Source organism: Actinoplanes sp. NPDC051343 (assembly GCF_044455125.1).
Taxonomy (GTDB): Bacteria; Actinomycetota; Actinomycetes; order Mycobacteriales; family Micromonosporaceae; genus Actinoplanes.
In genome coordinates, this window is record NZ_JBITEL010000010.1 from 13237 (window position 1) to 29760 (window position 16524).

The 16524-nt window shown below is 69.9% G+C and carries 16 protein-coding genes, 1 tRNA gene and 1 pseudogene; 4 read left to right on the plus strand and 14 right to left on the minus strand.

Annotated elements, in window-relative coordinates:
* Nucleotides 1–2: 2 nt before the first annotated feature.
* A complete protein-coding gene (locus ACIA5C_RS30165; RefSeq protein ID WP_396060680.1) occupies nt 3–1814 on the minus strand; it encodes a prolyl oligopeptidase family serine peptidase in 1812 nt (603 codons plus the stop codon).
* A gap of 263 nt (nt 1815–2077) precedes the next feature.
* Between ACIA5C_RS30165 and ACIA5C_RS30170 the strand changes: the two genes are divergently transcribed.
* Nucleotides 2078–2329 carry a hypothetical protein gene (locus ACIA5C_RS30170; protein ID WP_396060682.1) on the plus strand — a complete coding sequence of 84 codons (252 nt, stop codon included), beginning with the start codon at nt 2078–2080 and terminating at the stop codon, nt 2327–2329.
* 1319 nt (nt 2330–3648) lie between these two features.
* A complete protein-coding gene (locus ACIA5C_RS30175) occupies nt 3649–5628 on the plus strand; it encodes a recombinase family protein (protein WP_396060685.1) in 1980 nt (659 codons plus the stop codon).
* On the opposite strand, the gene ACIA5C_RS30180 is transcribed toward ACIA5C_RS30175, so the two are convergent.
* The 10 genes and pseudogenes from ACIA5C_RS30180 to ACIA5C_RS30225 form a co-directional block, all read right to left on the minus strand.
* A tRNA-Leu gene (locus ACIA5C_RS30180) sits at nt 5592–5675 on the minus strand. The genes ACIA5C_RS30175 and ACIA5C_RS30180 overlap by 37 nt on opposite strands.
* A gap of 71 nt (nt 5676–5746) precedes the next feature.
* Nucleotides 5747–7057: pseudogene (locus ACIA5C_RS30185) on the minus strand (NAD(P)/FAD-dependent oxidoreductase).
* 4 nt (nt 7058–7061) lie between these two features.
* Nucleotides 7062–7622, minus strand: coding sequence for a hypothetical protein (locus tag ACIA5C_RS30190; protein WP_396060687.1), 561 nt, complete (start codon nt 7620–7622; stop codon nt 7062–7064).
* Nucleotides 7622–8965, minus strand: coding sequence for a DUF58 domain-containing protein (locus ACIA5C_RS30195; RefSeq protein WP_396061557.1), 1344 nt, complete (start codon nt 8963–8965; stop codon nt 7622–7624). Before ACIA5C_RS30195 ends, ACIA5C_RS30190 begins: the two co-directional genes overlap by 1 nt.
* A 14-nt stretch (nt 8966–8979) precedes the next feature.
* A complete protein-coding gene (locus ACIA5C_RS30200; RefSeq protein ID WP_396060690.1) occupies nt 8980–9990 on the minus strand; it encodes an AAA family ATPase in 1011 nt (336 codons plus the stop codon).
* Between the two features lie 14 nt (nt 9991–10004).
* On the minus strand, nt 10005–10580 hold the full coding sequence (locus tag ACIA5C_RS30205; RefSeq protein ID WP_396060692.1) for a hypothetical protein: 576 nt from the start codon (nt 10578–10580) through the stop codon (nt 10005–10007).
* Nucleotides 10577–11272 carry a DUF4129 domain-containing protein gene (locus ACIA5C_RS30210; RefSeq protein WP_396060695.1) on the minus strand — a complete coding sequence of 232 codons (696 nt, stop codon included), beginning with the start codon at nt 11270–11272 and terminating at the stop codon, nt 10577–10579. The genes ACIA5C_RS30205 and ACIA5C_RS30210 overlap by 4 nt, the downstream gene beginning before the upstream one ends.
* 33 nt (nt 11273–11305) lie before the next feature.
* Nucleotides 11306–12058 (minus strand): uracil-DNA glycosylase, encoded by a 753-nt coding sequence (locus ACIA5C_RS30215; RefSeq protein WP_396060698.1) that lies wholly within the window; start codon nt 12056–12058, stop codon nt 11306–11308.
* Between the two features lie 260 nt (nt 12059–12318).
* On the minus strand, nt 12319–12528 hold the full coding sequence (locus ACIA5C_RS30220; RefSeq protein WP_396060700.1) for a DUF397 domain-containing protein: 210 nt from the start codon (nt 12526–12528) through the stop codon (nt 12319–12321).
* Nucleotides 12516–13328, minus strand: coding sequence for a helix-turn-helix transcriptional regulator (locus ACIA5C_RS30225; protein WP_396060702.1), 813 nt, complete (start codon nt 13326–13328; stop codon nt 12516–12518). The genes ACIA5C_RS30220 and ACIA5C_RS30225 overlap by 13 nt, the downstream gene beginning before the upstream one ends.
* A gap of 276 nt (nt 13329–13604) precedes the next feature.
* On the opposite strand from ACIA5C_RS30225, the gene ACIA5C_RS30230 reads away from it, so the two are divergent.
* Both ACIA5C_RS30230 and ACIA5C_RS30235 read left to right on the plus strand, forming a co-directional pair.
* A complete protein-coding gene (locus ACIA5C_RS30230; protein ID WP_396060704.1) occupies nt 13605–13790 on the plus strand; it encodes a hypothetical protein in 186 nt (61 codons plus the stop codon).
* 9 nt (nt 13791–13799) lie between these two features.
* A complete protein-coding gene (locus ACIA5C_RS30235) occupies nt 13800–14366 on the plus strand; it encodes a histidine phosphatase family protein (protein WP_396060707.1) in 567 nt (188 codons plus the stop codon).
* Nucleotides 14367–14441: 75 nt separating this feature from the next.
* On the opposite strand, the gene ACIA5C_RS30240 is transcribed toward ACIA5C_RS30235, so the two are convergent.
* The 3 genes from ACIA5C_RS30240 to ACIA5C_RS30250 form a co-directional block, all read right to left on the minus strand.
* The gene (locus ACIA5C_RS30240) at nt 14442–15002 is read right to left on the minus strand and encodes a hypothetical protein (RefSeq protein ID WP_396060709.1); all 561 of its coding nucleotides are present in this window, start codon (nt 15000–15002) and stop codon (nt 14442–14444) included.
* Between the two features lie 99 nt (nt 15003–15101).
* The gene (locus tag ACIA5C_RS30245; RefSeq protein ID WP_396060712.1) at nt 15102–16160 is read right to left on the minus strand and encodes an HAAS signaling domain-containing protein; all 1059 of its coding nucleotides are present in this window, start codon (nt 16158–16160) and stop codon (nt 15102–15104) included.
* On the minus strand, nt 16157–16486 hold the full coding sequence (locus ACIA5C_RS30250) for a PadR family transcriptional regulator (RefSeq protein WP_396060715.1): 330 nt from the start codon (nt 16484–16486) through the stop codon (nt 16157–16159). The genes ACIA5C_RS30245 and ACIA5C_RS30250 overlap by 4 nt, the downstream gene beginning before the upstream one ends.
* Nucleotides 16487–16524: the final 38 nt, after the last annotated feature.

The window sequence follows — 16524 nt, forward strand, 5'->3', positions numbered from 1 at the left end:
GTTCAGCCCGGCACCGGTAAGCCGGCATCCTTGAGCACGCTCCGGTAGGCGTCGAGCTCCGCTTCCAGCGCCGCCACCAGACCGGTCCCGGACACGTAATGCCCGACGTTCTCCAGCGTCAGCATGCCGACTAACAGGCCGAGCCCGCGCAGCCCGTCCGCCAAGGCCGCCGTGTCGCCGATGTGGACGATCTCATCCCGTACGCCATGGAGCAGCAGCACCGGCCGGCGAACCTGGTCTGCTCGGACCGCCGAGTCGGGCGACGCCAGGATCGCGGCGTGCGGACGCTGGAACCTGGGTGCGGTCGTCGTCCACCGCTGCGGGTCGACGATCGCTGACCGGGCAACCGCCATCGCGAAAGGTCCCTCCTCGCTGACGGCTCGCAACGCCGTGTAGCCGCCCGCGCTGGCCCCGGAGATGAACATCGCACCCGGTATCGCCCGGCCGGTGTCGATCAGATGCTCGGCGACGGCACGACAATCCGCGACGTCGACTCGGCCCCACTGCCCGTCGAGAGCCTTCCGGAACGCACGCCCGTAGCCGGTGCTGCCCCGATAGTCGACGTCGGTCACCGCGAACCCCCGGCTGGTGAAGAACTGCACCTCACCATCCAGCCGAAGATCGCTGTGGTAGGTCGGCCCGGCGTGGGGGCGCACGATCATTGGCGCGGGACCGGCGTCACCGGACGGCGGGTAGAGGACCGCCGTCACCTGGGCACCGCCGGACTCGACCTGAAGAAGCTGCGGCACCGACACATCAGCGAACCCGCGATCCACGCCAGGCCGGACCACCTCGACCCCGCCGGAGCCATCCGTGCTCACCAGTGCGATTTCCTGCATGCGGGTCGGCGAGGAGCCGATCACAGCGACCCGGTCACCCACCACCGCCAGGAACGGCTTGATCGACGTGTACGGCACCGGTAGCCGCGCCACCGCGCCGGACGACACCACCGCCAGCTCATGCACCGGGCCTCGCTGGACGGTCATCACCATCCGCCCGTCCGGCAGCATCGCATAGTTGGCGTAGCCCGACTCCCACGGCGCGGTCGCGCACTCAGCCTCAACCGGGGCGACCGGCTGGGTCCGGCCGTCACGCCACCGGTAAAGATTCCACCACCCGGTCCGGTCCGACATGAAATACAGCCACCCATCGACGCCCCACTGCGGCTGGAACGCCGACTCGTCGGGCCCGCCGGCTACGCGTACGGGGTCCACTGGCTGCCCATCCAGCATGTAGCTCGCCGTCCACACCTCGCTGGAATCCCACGGCATCACCACCCGGCCCCAACGCACCCAGGCCAGCCGATCCCCGGACACCCGAGGCGAAGCGAGAAACCCGTCCGTCGCCTCCAGAACCCGCAGCCGTCCGGACGACATCTCGACCCCAACCAGGTCATCCCCACCGGCGTATTCCCGGACGCCCAGCAGCTCGACGCCCGACCAGGTCAGATCCCCATAGGCGTGCGCGGTGGCAGACCTCGTGACCACGCCGGTGAGCTGCCCCGACTCACCGTTCACCCGCACGACCTCACCCGACGGCAAGACCGCGTACGGCATCCCCCCGTAGGCGTGTAAGCCGCTGCCCACCCCGTCACCGGGCAGAACGGCAACCGACCCGGCTGACCAGGTCACCACCGCATCACGGCCGGCGTCCGGAGACGACTCCACCCAGAACAGCCGGTCATCGACGCTGGTCAGCCAGTCGTACGAGACACCCGCGCGGGCCACGTCGACTGCCGTCAGCGCTGATTCCCACCCGTCGTCGATCACCAAAGCCTCCACTCCGCCCCGCATGTCGGCGACCGATGCGGACACCGCCAGTGTCCGCGTACCACCGCTGGCGGCAACCCCAACCCACCGGATGAATGGAATCCATCACCTCACCGCTGTATCCGCCGCCCAGGCAGCTGCGGTGAGCGACACCGGCGGGCTCGCCAGAACCAGCCCCCAGCACGCACCTGGCGAGCCCGTCCCTCCAACACCATCGCCCACAGCCACGCGACGGTGACCGCAAGTCCGAGGGAGATGTCACCCATGACGACGACCATGAACCACCTCGTTCGCGGAGGTGAACCGCTGTGGTGGCGATAGCGGCCACGAGCGCGCTCCTGGTGGGGTTCCTCGCTGGTCTGATCAGCTTCAAGGTCAAGAGCAGGTGGTGCCTGCAGTGCGGCGCTATGACCACCGCCGCCTTGCCCGCGGCGGTCAACCCGCCACGTCCGGCGAGCACGCCGAGTTGGGCGACGTTACCGACGCAGTCCTACGACCAGGTCGGGCGATCGGGAGCACTCACCCCGGCCCAGCGGCGCCGCGCCAACGGTGGCCATTGATGCTGGTCCCGAGCGCGCCACATCACCCGACCGGCCGCGGCATAGGCTGCTCCCCCGGTCGGGAGACTTCCCCCAGAGGGAAGAGTCGCGCCGGCCGGGTAGCTGGCACGGTGGCTTCTAGCTGCGGTGTTGGGCGTGGAGGGTCGGCCTGGGGTCGGCCTGGCGGTGCCGGGTCCGGGCCAACACGTGGGCCGGACAACAGACCGGGCTCAGGCTGACAGCGCCAAATTCGAGCCAAGGCCACGACGACAGCGCTGGTCGGGCAGTCGCATTTGGCGGTTCCGACCGGCGGCTGGCGCAGGAGGGCCTGAACAGCCTTTACATCTGCGCGTCAGGCGGGGCAGCCGAGCATTAGTCGCCCAACGAGGTCGGAAGCTGGTGTGAACGGGGCCCGTTCAAGCCGACGCCGATGCGATCCCCCCGAGGGCGGACAGGGGGCGCCGTGGGGCTGGATGTCCCGTCTGCCAAGGCCTCAGGTTGGGCGCCCAACGCGGCATCCGTCACGGCCGGGCGCCCAACACCGACCCAACAGGACCGCGAGGAGATCACATGACCGTGTTGGGCATGGTCACGTGATCCAACACGGCCAACACCCCAGGTCGGTGCGCTGTTGGCCGGTGACCGTTGGAACCAGCACCACCCAACAACGAGGCTCTGTTGGGTGGCTGTTGGCCCGGGACGGCCACACCGACGCCGCGTAAAGGCCTGCAACGACGCCTTTGTGCAGTGCGAACACGGCCAGTCGGCACGGGGGCAACCCGCCGATGACTGCTCACGACACGGCACCGATCATCCTCTGGCGCACCGCCCTGAGCGGCACCGCGGCGACAGAGGCACCCCCGACGGCACACGACACCTCCACCTACGCGGCAGGCCATGAGCCGCCGACGTCAGATCGCGACAGCGACGCCGACACCCCACGACAGACCCTCCGCTCCACGCCGGTGAAATTCGGACGTCCGGGGCGGTGGCCTTGACACCCCATGACAGCGGCGACAGCGGTCGCGGCCCGGGGCGTCAGAATCCGCGCCAATTTCTTGTCACCCGTGACACAGCGACCGGCCAACGCGACAGCGCCCTCTCGCCCGGCGACAGAGCCGACAAGCCGAGCCCGCCGGCAGATGAGTCACGTTACGGTGCGGCGGCCCGAGCTGGCGCCACCCAGCACCCCGTCACCGATCCGCTCGCCCTCAACATCACGTTCGTGGTGGTTCACGGAACCGCCGCCGAGGAGCTGATCAAGCGGCAAGGGGCAGCCGTCAGGGACGCGCTCGAGTGGTTCGCCAGCCACCCAGCCGACGAGGCAGACGGAGGACGACATGACCGCACAACCGCCTGAGGTATCGCACTCTGGTGACGAGGCGACTCTGCTCGACTGGCTTCGTATCGTTGCCGACCAGAACGTCCCCGAGATTCTCCAGCAGGCGGCGGTGCCCGTCGCGTGGATGGGCCGCACCTCGACCGACGACGCGCAGGATCCCACCCTCTCCCTGCCCCGCCAGCTGGAGAACTCGCGCAACGCGCTGCCGCCCGGATTCGTCATCGTGGCGAAGTTCTACGACGTCGAGTCCGGGCGCAAGAGCGTCGAACGCCGCGGCACCGGCACCGCACACGAGCAGTTCGACATCCCCATCCCCCGCGACGGCGGGATCGCGGACCTGCTCGCCGAGGCTCAGCGCCCCGACCGGCGATTCGTGGCGGTGGTGTGCGAGTCGATCGAGCGGGTCGCCCGGACCACCTACTTCAGCACGAAGATCGAATACGAGCTGGAGCAGGCCGGCGTCGCTCTGCTGGCCGCCGACGAGGGCATCGACCCGTCCGCAGTTCCGGGACTCGACAAACGCGCCGCACCGTTCCGCCGGGCGACGCCCACCCTGACCCGGCGGATCAAGCAGGCCATCGCCGAGTGGTACGTGCTGAACATGCTGGAGCTGTCCTGGGGCGGCACCAAAGCCCACACCAACCAGGGCTTCAACATCGGCAAGCCCCCGTACGGCTACGCCGCCGTCAAGACGCGTCACCCCGTCAAGAACAAGGCCGAGCAGGGCCGGACCAAGCACCGCCTGGTCCCGGATCACATCCGCGGGCCGGTGGTCACCCGAATCTTCCTCATGCGGGCCCTGGATCGAATCGGCTACCAGGCCATCGCCGACCGGCTCAACGCCGACCCCGACCGGTATCCGCCGCCGGACCCGATCATCGGAGAAGGCCGCCGCCACCGGGTCGGCGCCTGGACGGCCAGCAACGTCCGCGAGGTCCTCGACAACCCCAAGCACACCGGATACATGGTGTGGAACCGCCGTAAGCGCCCCCGACCGGAACGCGGCATCCGCGGCAAGGTCAACCCGCCCTCCGCCTGGGTGTGGTCCGCCCTGCCGACCCACGAACCCTTGGTCACTCGCGAGATCTTCGAAGCGGCCAGCACGGTCGGCCGATTCCGGCAAGGCTCGCGGTCCGACGCCACGCCGAGCCCGTTGGCGAAACGGACCTACCTGCTCCGGAGCTATCTGCGCCACGCGCTCTGCGACCGACGCATGTGGGGCCACACCGTCCGTCAGCTCACCTACTACCGGTGCAGCCCGAAACCCGACCACCACGGGCACCTCCCGTGGTTCGACGCCCACCCGGCGCACGTGACGGTCCGCGAAGACGACATCATGCCGCTGCTCAACCAGTTCTTCGAGCGACGGATCTTCGGCGAAGCTCGCGCCGGCTTCCTGGCCGCGGCGGTAGGACGGCCCCCGGTCCGCAACGATGTCGACGAACGCGCGGCAGCGCTCACCAGGGAGATCGCGGCTCTTCAGCGTCGCCAGACCAACCTCATCACCGAGCTCGAGCAGTTCGAGCCGTCCGGAGACGACAACTTCGACCAAGCGTGGCGGTCCGGAATCCAGGAGCGATTCCGAACGATCCTCGCCGACGTGCGCAAGAAGACGGACCTGCTCGCCGAACTCACAGAGCAAGGCAAGCTCCAGCCGGAGACCGACCCGGCGCTGTTGGAGGCGATACCTACGACAAGCCTCGCGGTCAGCCGGCTACCGGAAGCGCAACGGCGACGCCTTTTCGATGCCTTCCACCTTGAGCTGCGCTACGACGACCGCACCAGCGAACTGGACCTGCGGATCACGATCACCGGAGACACCGCGACCCTGCTCAGCGCTACTGTGCAAGACATCCTCGACTCGGCGGAAGGCACGCCCGAACCCGTTGCGGATCTGTTGCGTGCCCCGGCGGGGCACACAAACGCTGCGGATCTTCAGGGTGCCCGGGGCGGGTCTCGAACCCGCACGCCTTTGTGAGGCAGCCGCTTTTAAGGCGGCCGTGTCTGCCGTTCCACCACCCGGGCCTTGCAGGTCACACCGTATCGGGTGGGACCCGGGTGGCGGAATCGGGCAACGGACCGATGGTCCGACGGGACTAACGGGCGGTGCCGGCGCCGACCGGCGTGCGGTCGTCGAGCACCGACGGCGTCACGTCGGTGAATTCGGTGCGCGGGGTGTGCAGTTGGCCGAGGGCCACGGTTTCGCGGCGGAGGAGGAAGGCCAGCGTCCAGTCGGCGACGACCCGGACTTTGCGGTTGAAGGACGGGATGCGGCTCATGTGGTAGGTCCGGTGCATGAACCAGGCCGGGAGGCCCTTCACTTTGATGCCGTAGACGTTGGCTACGCCCTTGTAGAGGCCGAGGCCGGCGACGCCGCCGACGTGCTTGTGCCGGTATTCGGAGGGTGCGCCGCCGAGGATGACCTGCCGGATGTTGTCGGCGAGCACCCGGGCCTGGCGGACCGCGTGCTGGGCGCTCGGCGAACAGAATGCGCCGGGTGTGGTCAGATCGGGCACCTGGGCGCAGTCGCCGGCGCTCCACACCCCGTCGAGCACCTGGTCGCCGTCGACCACCTGGAGGGTGGGCCGGCAGGTGAGGTGGCCGCGGGGGGCCGCGGGGCAGGTCGGTGCGGTCGAGCTTCGGGGACGGTTTGACGCCGGCCGTCCAGACCAGGGTTTCGGCGTGGAAACGGGAGCCGTCGGAGAGGACGATTTCGCCGTCGACGCAGGATTCGAGGCGGGTGTCGAGGCGCAGGTCGATGCCGCGTTTGGCGAGTTCGCGGGCGGCGTACGCGCCCATCTGCGGTCCGACTTCGGGCAGGATCCGGTTGGTGGCCTCGACCAGGACGAACTTGACCTCGGCCGGGTCGAGTTCGGCGTAGTACTTCATCGCCGAGCGGACGACGTCTTCCATGTCGGCCATCGCCTCGATGCCGGCGAAGCCGCCACCGACGAAGACGAACGTCAGGGACGCCTGGTTGCGCAGGAAGATGGCTTCGCCGATGGTTTGCACCCGATGCCGTGTTCACGCAGGCCGGGGACCGGCAGGGTACGGGAGACGGAGCCGGGCGCCACGATGATGTGGTCGTACGCCATTTCGGTGGCCGGCCCTTCGATGGGCTGGATCGTCACCGTCTTGCGGGCGTGTTCCACGCGAGTGACTTCACCGGCGATGACCCGGCAGTTCTTGAGTTCCCGGCGCAGGGGCACGACGGCGTGCCGCGGGGAGATGTTCCCGGCTGCCGCCTCGGGGAGGAACGGCTGGTACGTCATGTGCGGCTGGGGGTCGACGACGACTACTTCGGCGCGTCGCGCGGTGAGTTTCCTGGACAGGCGCAGCGCGGCGTACAGCCCCACGTGACCTGCCCCGACGGCCTGCTCCGTGACGTCAAGTGCTGTGGCACACAAGATCTCAGGTTCGTCGGAGCAGCCGGGCGATGAGCATCGTGGCGCCGACCGCGCCGGCCAGGCCGACCAGCGTGGCGATCAGGAAGGCGCCGCCGGCCAGGTCGGCGGTCAGTCCGAGGGCGCCCACGGTCAGCACCGCGGAGACGATCACGACCGCGAATGCCCGGGCCAGCCAGTTGCCGACCACGTCGACGTTGACGACCGCGTCGTAGGGCAGGACGGCGGCCAGGGCGGTCAGCGAGTGTCCGAGGTAGAGCAGAGTGGCGATGGCCAGCACCCGCCAGAGGGCGACCCGGGCGTCGAAGCCGGCCGTGTCGACCAGCCAGCCGGCGACCGCGACGAGGGCCGCGACGGTCGCGCCGCGGCCGCGGGGCACGAACGCCGGGTAGACCGCGACGATCGCGATCGGCAGGAAGAACTGGCTGGCCAGCAGCGACGGCGGCCACGACACCGACATCGCGAGGATGCCGGCCACGGCGATGCCGAGCCGGATCAGGAACGGGATCATGGTGAAGCGGCTGAGCGCCCGGCGGGCGCGCTCGAGGCGTACGAGGATCGCGTCCATCAGCGCCCCCGCGGTGCCGAGGCCATCCGGGCCACGTCGCGCAGCACCAGGTCGAGGCTGCCCGCGCCGGCCCAGGCCACCACCGGTACGCCGTGTTCCCGCAGCCGGCCGAGCACGTTTTCGCGCTCGATGCGCCACAGGCGGGTGGCCATCGGCGTCCACTGGTTGCGAAGTTCGGGCCGGGCCGACTCGGGCAGCGTGTCGACCGCCACCACGAACCGGCCGGACTGGGTGAGCTGGGCCAGCATGTCGGCCGACCGCGGGTCGACCAGCGGTGTCAGCACCATGACGAGGGCGTCCGACGAGACGTGCTGGGGGCCGAACACGTTCTGGTATTCGTCGCCCTCGATCGGGTCGGGACGCACGTCGAGCAGCCATTCCAGCACGGTCAGGTATTGCCGGCGGCCGGTGGCCGCGCGCAGCCGTCGCGCGGCCGCCCCGTATTCGAGCAGCGACACCCGGTCGCCCCGCTGCAGGTAGTGCTCGGCGATCGCGGCCGCCGCCCGGACCGTCGTGTCGAGCACCGACGCGCTGCCCGCGACGCCGCCGGACAGGCCGACCTCGCCGAGCACGTCGAGCAGCAGCAACACTTCGGCGTCCCGGTCGGACAGGGTGGACGCCACGTGCAGGTCTCGGGTGCGCAGCGACACCCGCCAGTCGATGCGCCGCAGTCGGTCGCCCGGCGCGAACGGGCGTACGCCCGCAAGCTCGCCGCCCTCTCCCATGCGCCGCGACCGATGGTTTCCGACCAGGCCGGCGGCCGCCGGCATGGCCTCGGTGGCGTTGAACGGGTCGGTGACCGGATAGACCCGCACGCCCTCGGCCGGGGTGACCACCGGGCGGCAGGCGAGCAGGCCGCCGCACGCGGCGACCCGGGCGGCTGCCGGGCCGATGTCCTGCCGGCCCCAGCGCAGGGCGTCGCCGGGCAGTTCGATCGCCGCCCAGGCGTCGGATCCGACCCGGATGGCGAACGGCCGGTCGGCATGTTCGAGCTTCAACCAGGGAGACGTACGGGTGCGCAGCACGACCAGGTCGTACGAGATCACATCGGGGTTGGCCACCGAGACCGCCGCCTCGACGTGACCGCCCTCGACCAGGTAGTCGCTGCCCGTCTCGATCGTCAGTTCGGGCGCCGAATGCGGCATGCGCCGCAGGCCGACCGCCGCGCCGATCGCGAACGGCGCCGCCAGCAACACCAGATCGACCCGGCCCAGAGCCACCCCGAGCAGGAGCAGCAGACCGATGAGCAGGACCGTGCGCCCCAGCGCGCGGGTCGGCACCCAGGCCGGGCCCGACCACGCTTCCCCCGACGGCTCGGCCGTCGAGGGAAAGGCGCGACGCAGCGTGGGGCTGAAGGTCACTGCTGCTGGTATCCGGTCGCGTAGGTCGGCAGGGCGCCGCTGGCCGGGGCCGGCGTGGCCGCCAGCACCTCGTCGACCACGAACGCCGGGTCGACCCGGCGCAGCCACATCTCGGGCCGCAGCGTGATGCGGTGGGCGAGGGCGGGGACGGCGACGTCCTTGACGTCCTCCGGGATCACGAAGTCGCGGCCGGCCATCGCGGCCCGGGCGCGGGCCAGCAGCAGAAGCGCGAGCGAGCCACGCGGCGACGAGCCGACCATCACCGACCCGTGCTCACGGGTGGCCGAGGCGAGCGACACGCAGTAGCGGCCGATCGAGTCCTCCACCGCGATCATCTCGAGCGCGGCCTGCATCGCCTGCAGGGTGCGCGCGTCGACCACCGGCTGAAGGAACGCCTCCTCCTGGCGGCGGGCCATGCGGCGCTGGAGCACCTCCCACTCCTCCTCGGCGGTCGGATAGCCGAAGGAGACCCGCAGCAGGAACCGGTCGAGCTGGGCCTCGGGCAGCGGATAGGTGCCCTCGTATTCGATCGGGTTGGCGGTGGCGAGCACGTGGAACGGCGGGTCGAGACGGTAGGTGACGCCCTCGACCGAGACCTGCTTTTCCTGCATCGCCTCGAGCAGGGCGGCCTGGGTCTTGGGCGGCGTCCGGTTGATCTCGTCGGCCAGCAGCATGTTGGTGAAGACCGGGCCGGCCCGGAACGCGAAGTCGCCCTTGCGCTGGTCGTAGAGGAACGAGCCGGTCACGTCGGCGGGCAACAGGTCGGGGGTGAACTGCAGCCGGCGGAAGTCGAGGCCGAGCGCCTGCGCGAACGACCGCGCGGTCAGCGTCTTGCCGAGACCGGGCAGGTCTTCCAGCAGCACGTGGCCGCCGGCCAGGATGCCGGCCAGCACCAGCTCGAGCGCCGAGCGTTTGCCGACGAGCACGCTGCCGACCGAGTCGAGGACCGCGCCCGCCAGCCTCCCCACCTCGTATGGGGGGAGAGCCTGACCGCCTGTCTCTGCCACCGGCGCAACCTTTCTCACAGTCGTTCCAACGCTTCAACCAGGGACTCGAGCTCTCGGGTCTTGCCGGCCCGCCGACCCGGGTCGTGCAGGGCCTCCCACGTCGGGTCGCCGAGCAGCTCGCGAGCCCGGCGAGGGTCGGAGGCCAGGGTGATGCCGTGGCGCAACCGCAGCCGTTCGTCGGCCATCTCGGCCAGCACCGGCAGAACGTTACGCGAGTACAGATCGGGGTCGGCGTGCGCCCGGTCCAGGGTGCGTTCCCACCGGCGTACGGCCGCGCGGAGCGCATCGCTGGCCGGACCGGACGACGAACCGGAACCACCGCCTCGCCGTTTCGGAAGCGGCGGCGGCGCCACCTCGGAGACCGCGAGCAGGATGAGCCGCAGGCCGATGAACGCCGCGATGATCAGAATCAGCGGCGCGTGCAGGCCACCGGCCCGGAGTGCGGCGACGGTGACCGTGGTCGCGGCGGCGACCAGCAGAGCGTTGCGCAGCAGCCAGAGCGCCTTGCTTTTCTGTCGGACGACGGGCGCTTCGACCGGCTCTTCGGCCACCGGCTCGTCGCGCGCACTGAAAAGGTCGTCGAGGCTCACACCGGCACCCCCGCCCCCAGGTCGGCCCGCAGCCGTTGAAGCGCGTCGACGGCCTGCCGGCGCATCTGGTCGTCGACCGTGTGCGTCGCGTAACGGGCCTGCCGGTAGACCTCGAGCAGCGCGGCCAGCACCCGCGAGTCGACCTGCTGCTCGGCCAGGAGCCGGCCGACCAGGTCGGTCGGCGTGTCGCCGGGGTGCCGCGGGGTGCCGGCCGCCGCGGCCGCCTGCTCGAGACGCACCCAGCAGGCGATCACGGCCCGGCGCGGGTCCCGGTCGGCGTCGGACAGCTCCTCGAGACCGGCGTCGAGCGCGGCGACCAGTTCGTCGGCCGTGCGCGGCTGCGCCTGCTTCCGGGCCAGCTTGCCCTTCCGCTTGGCGCGGCGCTTGGCCTGCTCACGCAGCAGCGCGAACACCACGATGCCGAGCACGATCAGGCCGACCACGCAGAGCAGGACCAGCGCCACGGTGCCGACCCAGTCGGGCAGCCCGTTGGACGGCGTGTCGGTCTGGGCGCCGGCCGCGGTCGCCGACGGGATCGTGGTCGGCAGCAGCGGCGGCGGGGTCGTCGCGGTCGCGTCCGGCTTGATCTGATCGAGTTGCGGCTGCGACCGGGTGGCGGCCAGTGAGGTCACGAAGAGCAGCACGAGGACGGCGGCCAGCGGCCACCACCGGCGCAGGGCAGCGAGATCCATGTCGTGTGCTCAGGTCCTTTCGGTGCGCTCGCATCATGCCAGGCCCGCGAGCGCTTTCGCACGGGCGAACACGTCGTCGAGCATCGGCGGCGTCAACCGGCCGGTGAAAGTGTTCTGCTGACTGACATGGAAACAGCCCAGCAGGGTCGGCGCTCCAGGCACGCTGACCTCGGCACCATGGCCGAATTTGGGCCGTGGGACCGGGGCTTTGGCCTCATACACTGCGGTTGCGGTCGGCCACCACGCTTGCCACGCGAAAGCTCCGAGCGCAACAACTACTTTCAATGTCGGCCGGATCAGCGTGACTTCCCGGTGCAGCCACGGAGCGCAGTTGTCCCGCTCCTGGGGTAACGGCTTGTTGTCGGGCGGCGCACACCGCACGGCGGCGAAGATCCGGGTGTGCCGGAGTTGGAGCCCGTCGTCGATGCTGACGCTGGTCGCCTGATTGGCGAGGCCGGCCCGGTGCAGCGCCGCGAACAGCACGTCTCCCGACCGGTCGCCGGTGAAGATTCGCCCGGTGCGGTTGCCGCCGTGGGCGGCCGGGGCCAGCCCGAGGATCCCGATCTCGGCGTCGCCCGGTCCCCAGCCGGGGATGGGTCGCCCCCAGTAGGTTTGGTCGCGGAAGGACGCACGCTTGGTGACGGCGACTTCCTCACGCCAGGCGACAAGCCGCGGGCAGGCAAAACAATCCGCGACCCCGGCACCGAGCACGCTGAGCGACGCGGCTTCCGCCGCGTGCCTCACCACGTCTTCTTTCGTACGCGACGTCCACTCACCCAACCGCATCAAGCCAGCGAACCACTATTCACTCAGAGCCCCGCACCCGGGTAGGCCCGGTTCGCCCCCGGCGGCGCAGGATGGGCGCTTGTTCTGCGCCGGACTGGGCCTCGTCTGGCGCGAAAGCAGCGTCACGCTCACCGCGACGTGCGCGAGGCGACCCCGAAAGTCATCCGCAACCCTCGCGGCGACAGCGTCACCCGCGCCGTTGCCGCTCCGGGCGGACCTGCGCCAGACCGCCCCGCTCAAGTCCCACCATCCCGATGACCTCAGTCCGAAAGGTCGAACTCGCCGTCCTTCACACCGGCCAGGAACGCCGCCCACGCCTCAGGCCCGAACGTCAGGGCCGGCCCGGACCGATCCTTGCTGTCCCGCACGCCAACCACGCCCGGAAGATTCTTGGCCACCTCGACACAGGAGTTCCCGCCGTTGCCGCTGCGAGTCGACTTGCGCCAGACCGCCCCGCTCAGGTCTGCCATGTCTTCGCCACTTCCTTGATCAAGTCAAGAGACTGTGTCCTCGGCAGGGCATCACCGCGGATCGCCTCCCACGCACGGATGAGACTATCAATGTCACTAGATCTGTTGGTTATCTGCGCTGTCAGCGGACCGTCCAGATGTGCGATCTCGAAGTCGAGTGCTCGCGCCAAAGCGAAGGGGCCACTAAGGCCAGCGTGCACTCCGACCGCCGCCGGGACCACCTGAATTTGGACGTGCGGTCGTGCGCCGAAGTCGGCAAGCAACTCGCACTGCTCGGACATGATCTCGGCGCTTCCGACACGGCGGTTGAGCACACCTTCATCGATGAGTGCGATCACAGTCGGCGGCTTCGGCTGGGTCAGCAGAGACCGTCGGTCGAGTCGGGCTGCCACTCGCTGGTCGATCTCGTCGTCATCGACTAGGACGGAACCCGCCATGAGCGCGTGGGCGTAGGCCTGCGTCTGAAGGATGCCGGGCACGACTAGCGGCTCGAACCAGCGGATCAGTGTCGCCTCGCGCTCGATGACGAGCCAATCGCGGAACCAGACCGGCGCCTGGTCGAAGTTGGCCAGGTTGCTCTGGAGGCGCTCGAAGAGCCCACCGGTGTGCAGAGCACCGTCGATCGCCACCAGATAGTCGCGGGTCGGCGGACGCTGTCCGTTCTCGACGGCGCTGACCTGGGAGCCCGAATAGTTGATCGTGCGGCCGAGATCTTCCTGGCTCATTCCTGCCGTCGAGCGCGCCCGCCGCAACTCGCCGAGCAGAAAGGCCGACGGGGAGATCAGCACTTCCTCCGACATTCCACATCACCGCCACACGATTTGTGGATCTCTCCACACTGCCGCACATGAAAACCATTCACCACACCGCTCGGACCCGGCGGTGCAGGAAGGGTTCCGAGCGTATCGATGCCGCGTCCAGACTTGTAAGCGCCGATCGACGCCGAAAGTGGAGGGATATGGAAATGGCAGTGGCAATGGGGGTTGTGCTCGGCTTTATTGCCGGACTGTTCAGTTTTCGATTGAAGAGCCGCTGGTGCCCGGCGTGCGGGCAGACTACGCAGGCGGGAGTGGGCCGTGGACCGGCTTGAACTGATGCAAATGCTGCTGGGCCACCCCGAGGCGGACGTCCGGGTGGACCTCGGCGAGTTTCTGCTCGACGTGCGGGACGTGCGCTACTCCTCCGAGCGGGAGGCCGTCGTCCTTCTGCTCTATCAGGACGACGTTCGCGACGTGCTCAGCACCCGGACGCGGAGCGGCTAACGTTCGCGGGTGCACACCGACGTGGTTCTGGTCCGGCACGCGTTGTCCGTCCCTCGCCCCGCCGACGGACCGGACGAGTTCGCCCGCCCGCTGGCCCCCGACGGCCTGCGGCAGGCGTTCGACCTGGTCGATGCACTGGCCGAGCCGCGACCGGCGGCCGTGTGGTCCAGCCCGTACCGGCGTGCCGTGCAGACTGTCGAGCCCACGGCGCAAGCGCTCGGCCTTCCCGTCCGCACCGACTGGAACCTGCGGGAATGGGACGACGGACTGCCCTACACCGACGACTGGGAGCCGCATTATGCCCGCAGCTGGGCCGATCCGTCCTTCGCGCGTCCGGGCGGCGAAAGCATGGACCAGCTCACCGTCCGCGCGGTCGGCGCGGTCCGCATGCTCGCTCGCGAGAACCGGGGCGGCCTCGTGCTGGCCGCCGGGCACGGCACCTTCATCGCGCGGGCGCTGGCCGGGTTCGGCCGGCCGGTCGACTTGGGCTTCTGGCATCGCATGCCGATGCCGGCCGTCTTCCGCCTCCGCTTCGCCGACCTGGGCACCGACCCGTCGGTGACCGAAGGCGGCTGAAACGCCGCCCGGCGAGGCGCCGCAAAACTGCGGGGCCTCGCCGGGCCTGCGAATCAGATGCGGATCAGGTGTGGGTCAGGCCTTCTTGGCCTTCAGGCACAGCAGGTAGCCGCTGCCCGAGGTCGACGAGTAGACGAAGTAGTCGGCCTTCTCGTCGGTGAAGTACTGGTCGCAGGACTTGCTGTTGGTGTTGGACTCGCCGTTGACGCGGCCGACGACCGAGTAAGCGGCATCCGTGGAGGTGCAGTCGACGACCTTGGCGTCGGCCTCGCTGGTCTTGCCCTCTTCGGTCGGGACCTTGCCCTGGGCGGCCACGCAGTCGCCGACCTTGGCCTCCTTGGCCTTGTCCGGGTGGAGCGCGCTGCCGATGCCGGCTTTGACGGCGATGCCGACGATGACGAGCACGACCACGCCGAGGATGCTCAGCAGGCGGCCCTTCATCGACTTCTTCGGCTTCTCGGTCGGGAACTGGCCGAACTGCGCCGGTTCCGCACCGGGCTGACCGGGCTGGCCGGGCGCGGGCGGGTAGGCCTGGCCCTGCGGGGCAGGCTGACCGGGCGCCGGCGAAAAGCCGGGCTGGCCCTGCGCCGGCGGGGGCGGGTATGCGCCACCGGGGGGCGGAACCGGGTTGCTCACGGAAGGTCCTCTCGAGGGGGCCGGCCGAGGGGGTCGGCCGGTCGCAGGGGGTGACCCTAGCGGCCCGTCGACCCCTCCCGCGACCCCGTTACCCAGCTTTTATTTACCGTTCCCCAAGCCGCCCGAACGGGTGACCGACGGTGACACCGATGGCTGTGCGGTGGCAACCGAACCGGTCGGTGGGGTCGGCGGAACGGACCCCGTCGGGCCGGGCGAAACCGGCATTGAGGACCCGCTCGCGGACGGGGTGGCCGTGGCACTGCCGGAGGGTTGCGGCGCGGTGAACGGCGCGTTCTGCGGGCAGTACGGGTAGCCCAGGCTGCGGCTCTGCTCCGACTCGCCGGTCGTCGGATCGGTGCAGTAGGTCGGACCGGATCCGAGCTGGATCGGTGAGCCGTCCTGGTCGAACAGCCGTGCACCCTGCACGAGGTGGCCCTGCGAGTCGTAGACGTAGACGTCCTGGACGCCGCTGTACGGGTTGCCGCCGCCGTAGTCGCCGACCGTGTAGGAGTCGGTGTTGCGGGTGTCGCTGTCGGCGGCCACGAAGCCGGAGATCGCGAACAGCACCAGCAGGACCGTGCCGGCGCGCAGGGCGTACCGCGGCCACTTCGTCCAGCCACGGGCCCGCTTGCCGATCATGATCGACGCCGCGACGCAGGCGGCCAGCCACACCAGCGAGAGCAGGGTGCTGCCGCCGAGCCGGGGCAGCAGGCCGTGGTTGCGGCTGTCGTCGAAGAGCCAGACGATCGCCATCGCGGCCAGGTAGCCGCGCAGCACCCACCAGGCCGGCCGCAGCAGGACCAGGAAGTCGCTGGCCTTCTGGTAGCCGATCACCGGGCCCACGCGTACGTCGGCCTGATCGAGCACGCGCCGCACGGTGGCCATCGCTTCGCGGTTCAATTCCCATCGCCGGGCCGGTGGTGGGTCCGGGAAGCCGCCGACGAAGCCGGCCGTCGTGCGCAGTTCCGACGCGTACGCCTCGGGGGCGCCCAGCCGATCTCTCAGCGTGCCCGTTCCCTCGGCCTGGACTTCCGCCAGGTGTTCCGGGAGGTCCTCGAGGAGTTCGTCGATGACCGACGGAGGCAGGTCGTTCAGCGCGGCCCGGACCGCCGCGACGTAGGCGACGACCTCGTCTTGACCCGTAACAGTCGGATTCACGCCGTCTCCCGCTCGCTGAGCAGATCGTCCATGATCAATGCAAAGCCGTGCCAGACCTTACCCGAGCGCTGCAGTTCGGCACGTCCGGCCGGGTTGAGCGCGTAGTACTTGCGGTGCGGGCCCTCGTCGCTGGGCACCACATAGGTGCTGAGGAAGCCGGCATTGAAGAGCCGGCGCAGCGTGCCGTAGACCGAGGCGTCGCCGACGTCCTCGAGCCCGGCGCCGCGCAGGCGCCGGAGGATGTCGTAGCCGTAGCCGTCCTCGTCGCGCAGGGCGGCGAGGACGGCGAGGTCGAGCACGCCCTTCAAGAGCTGGGTCGTGTCCACGCGGTGCACAGTACTGTGCATCGCGAAGTACCGTCAAC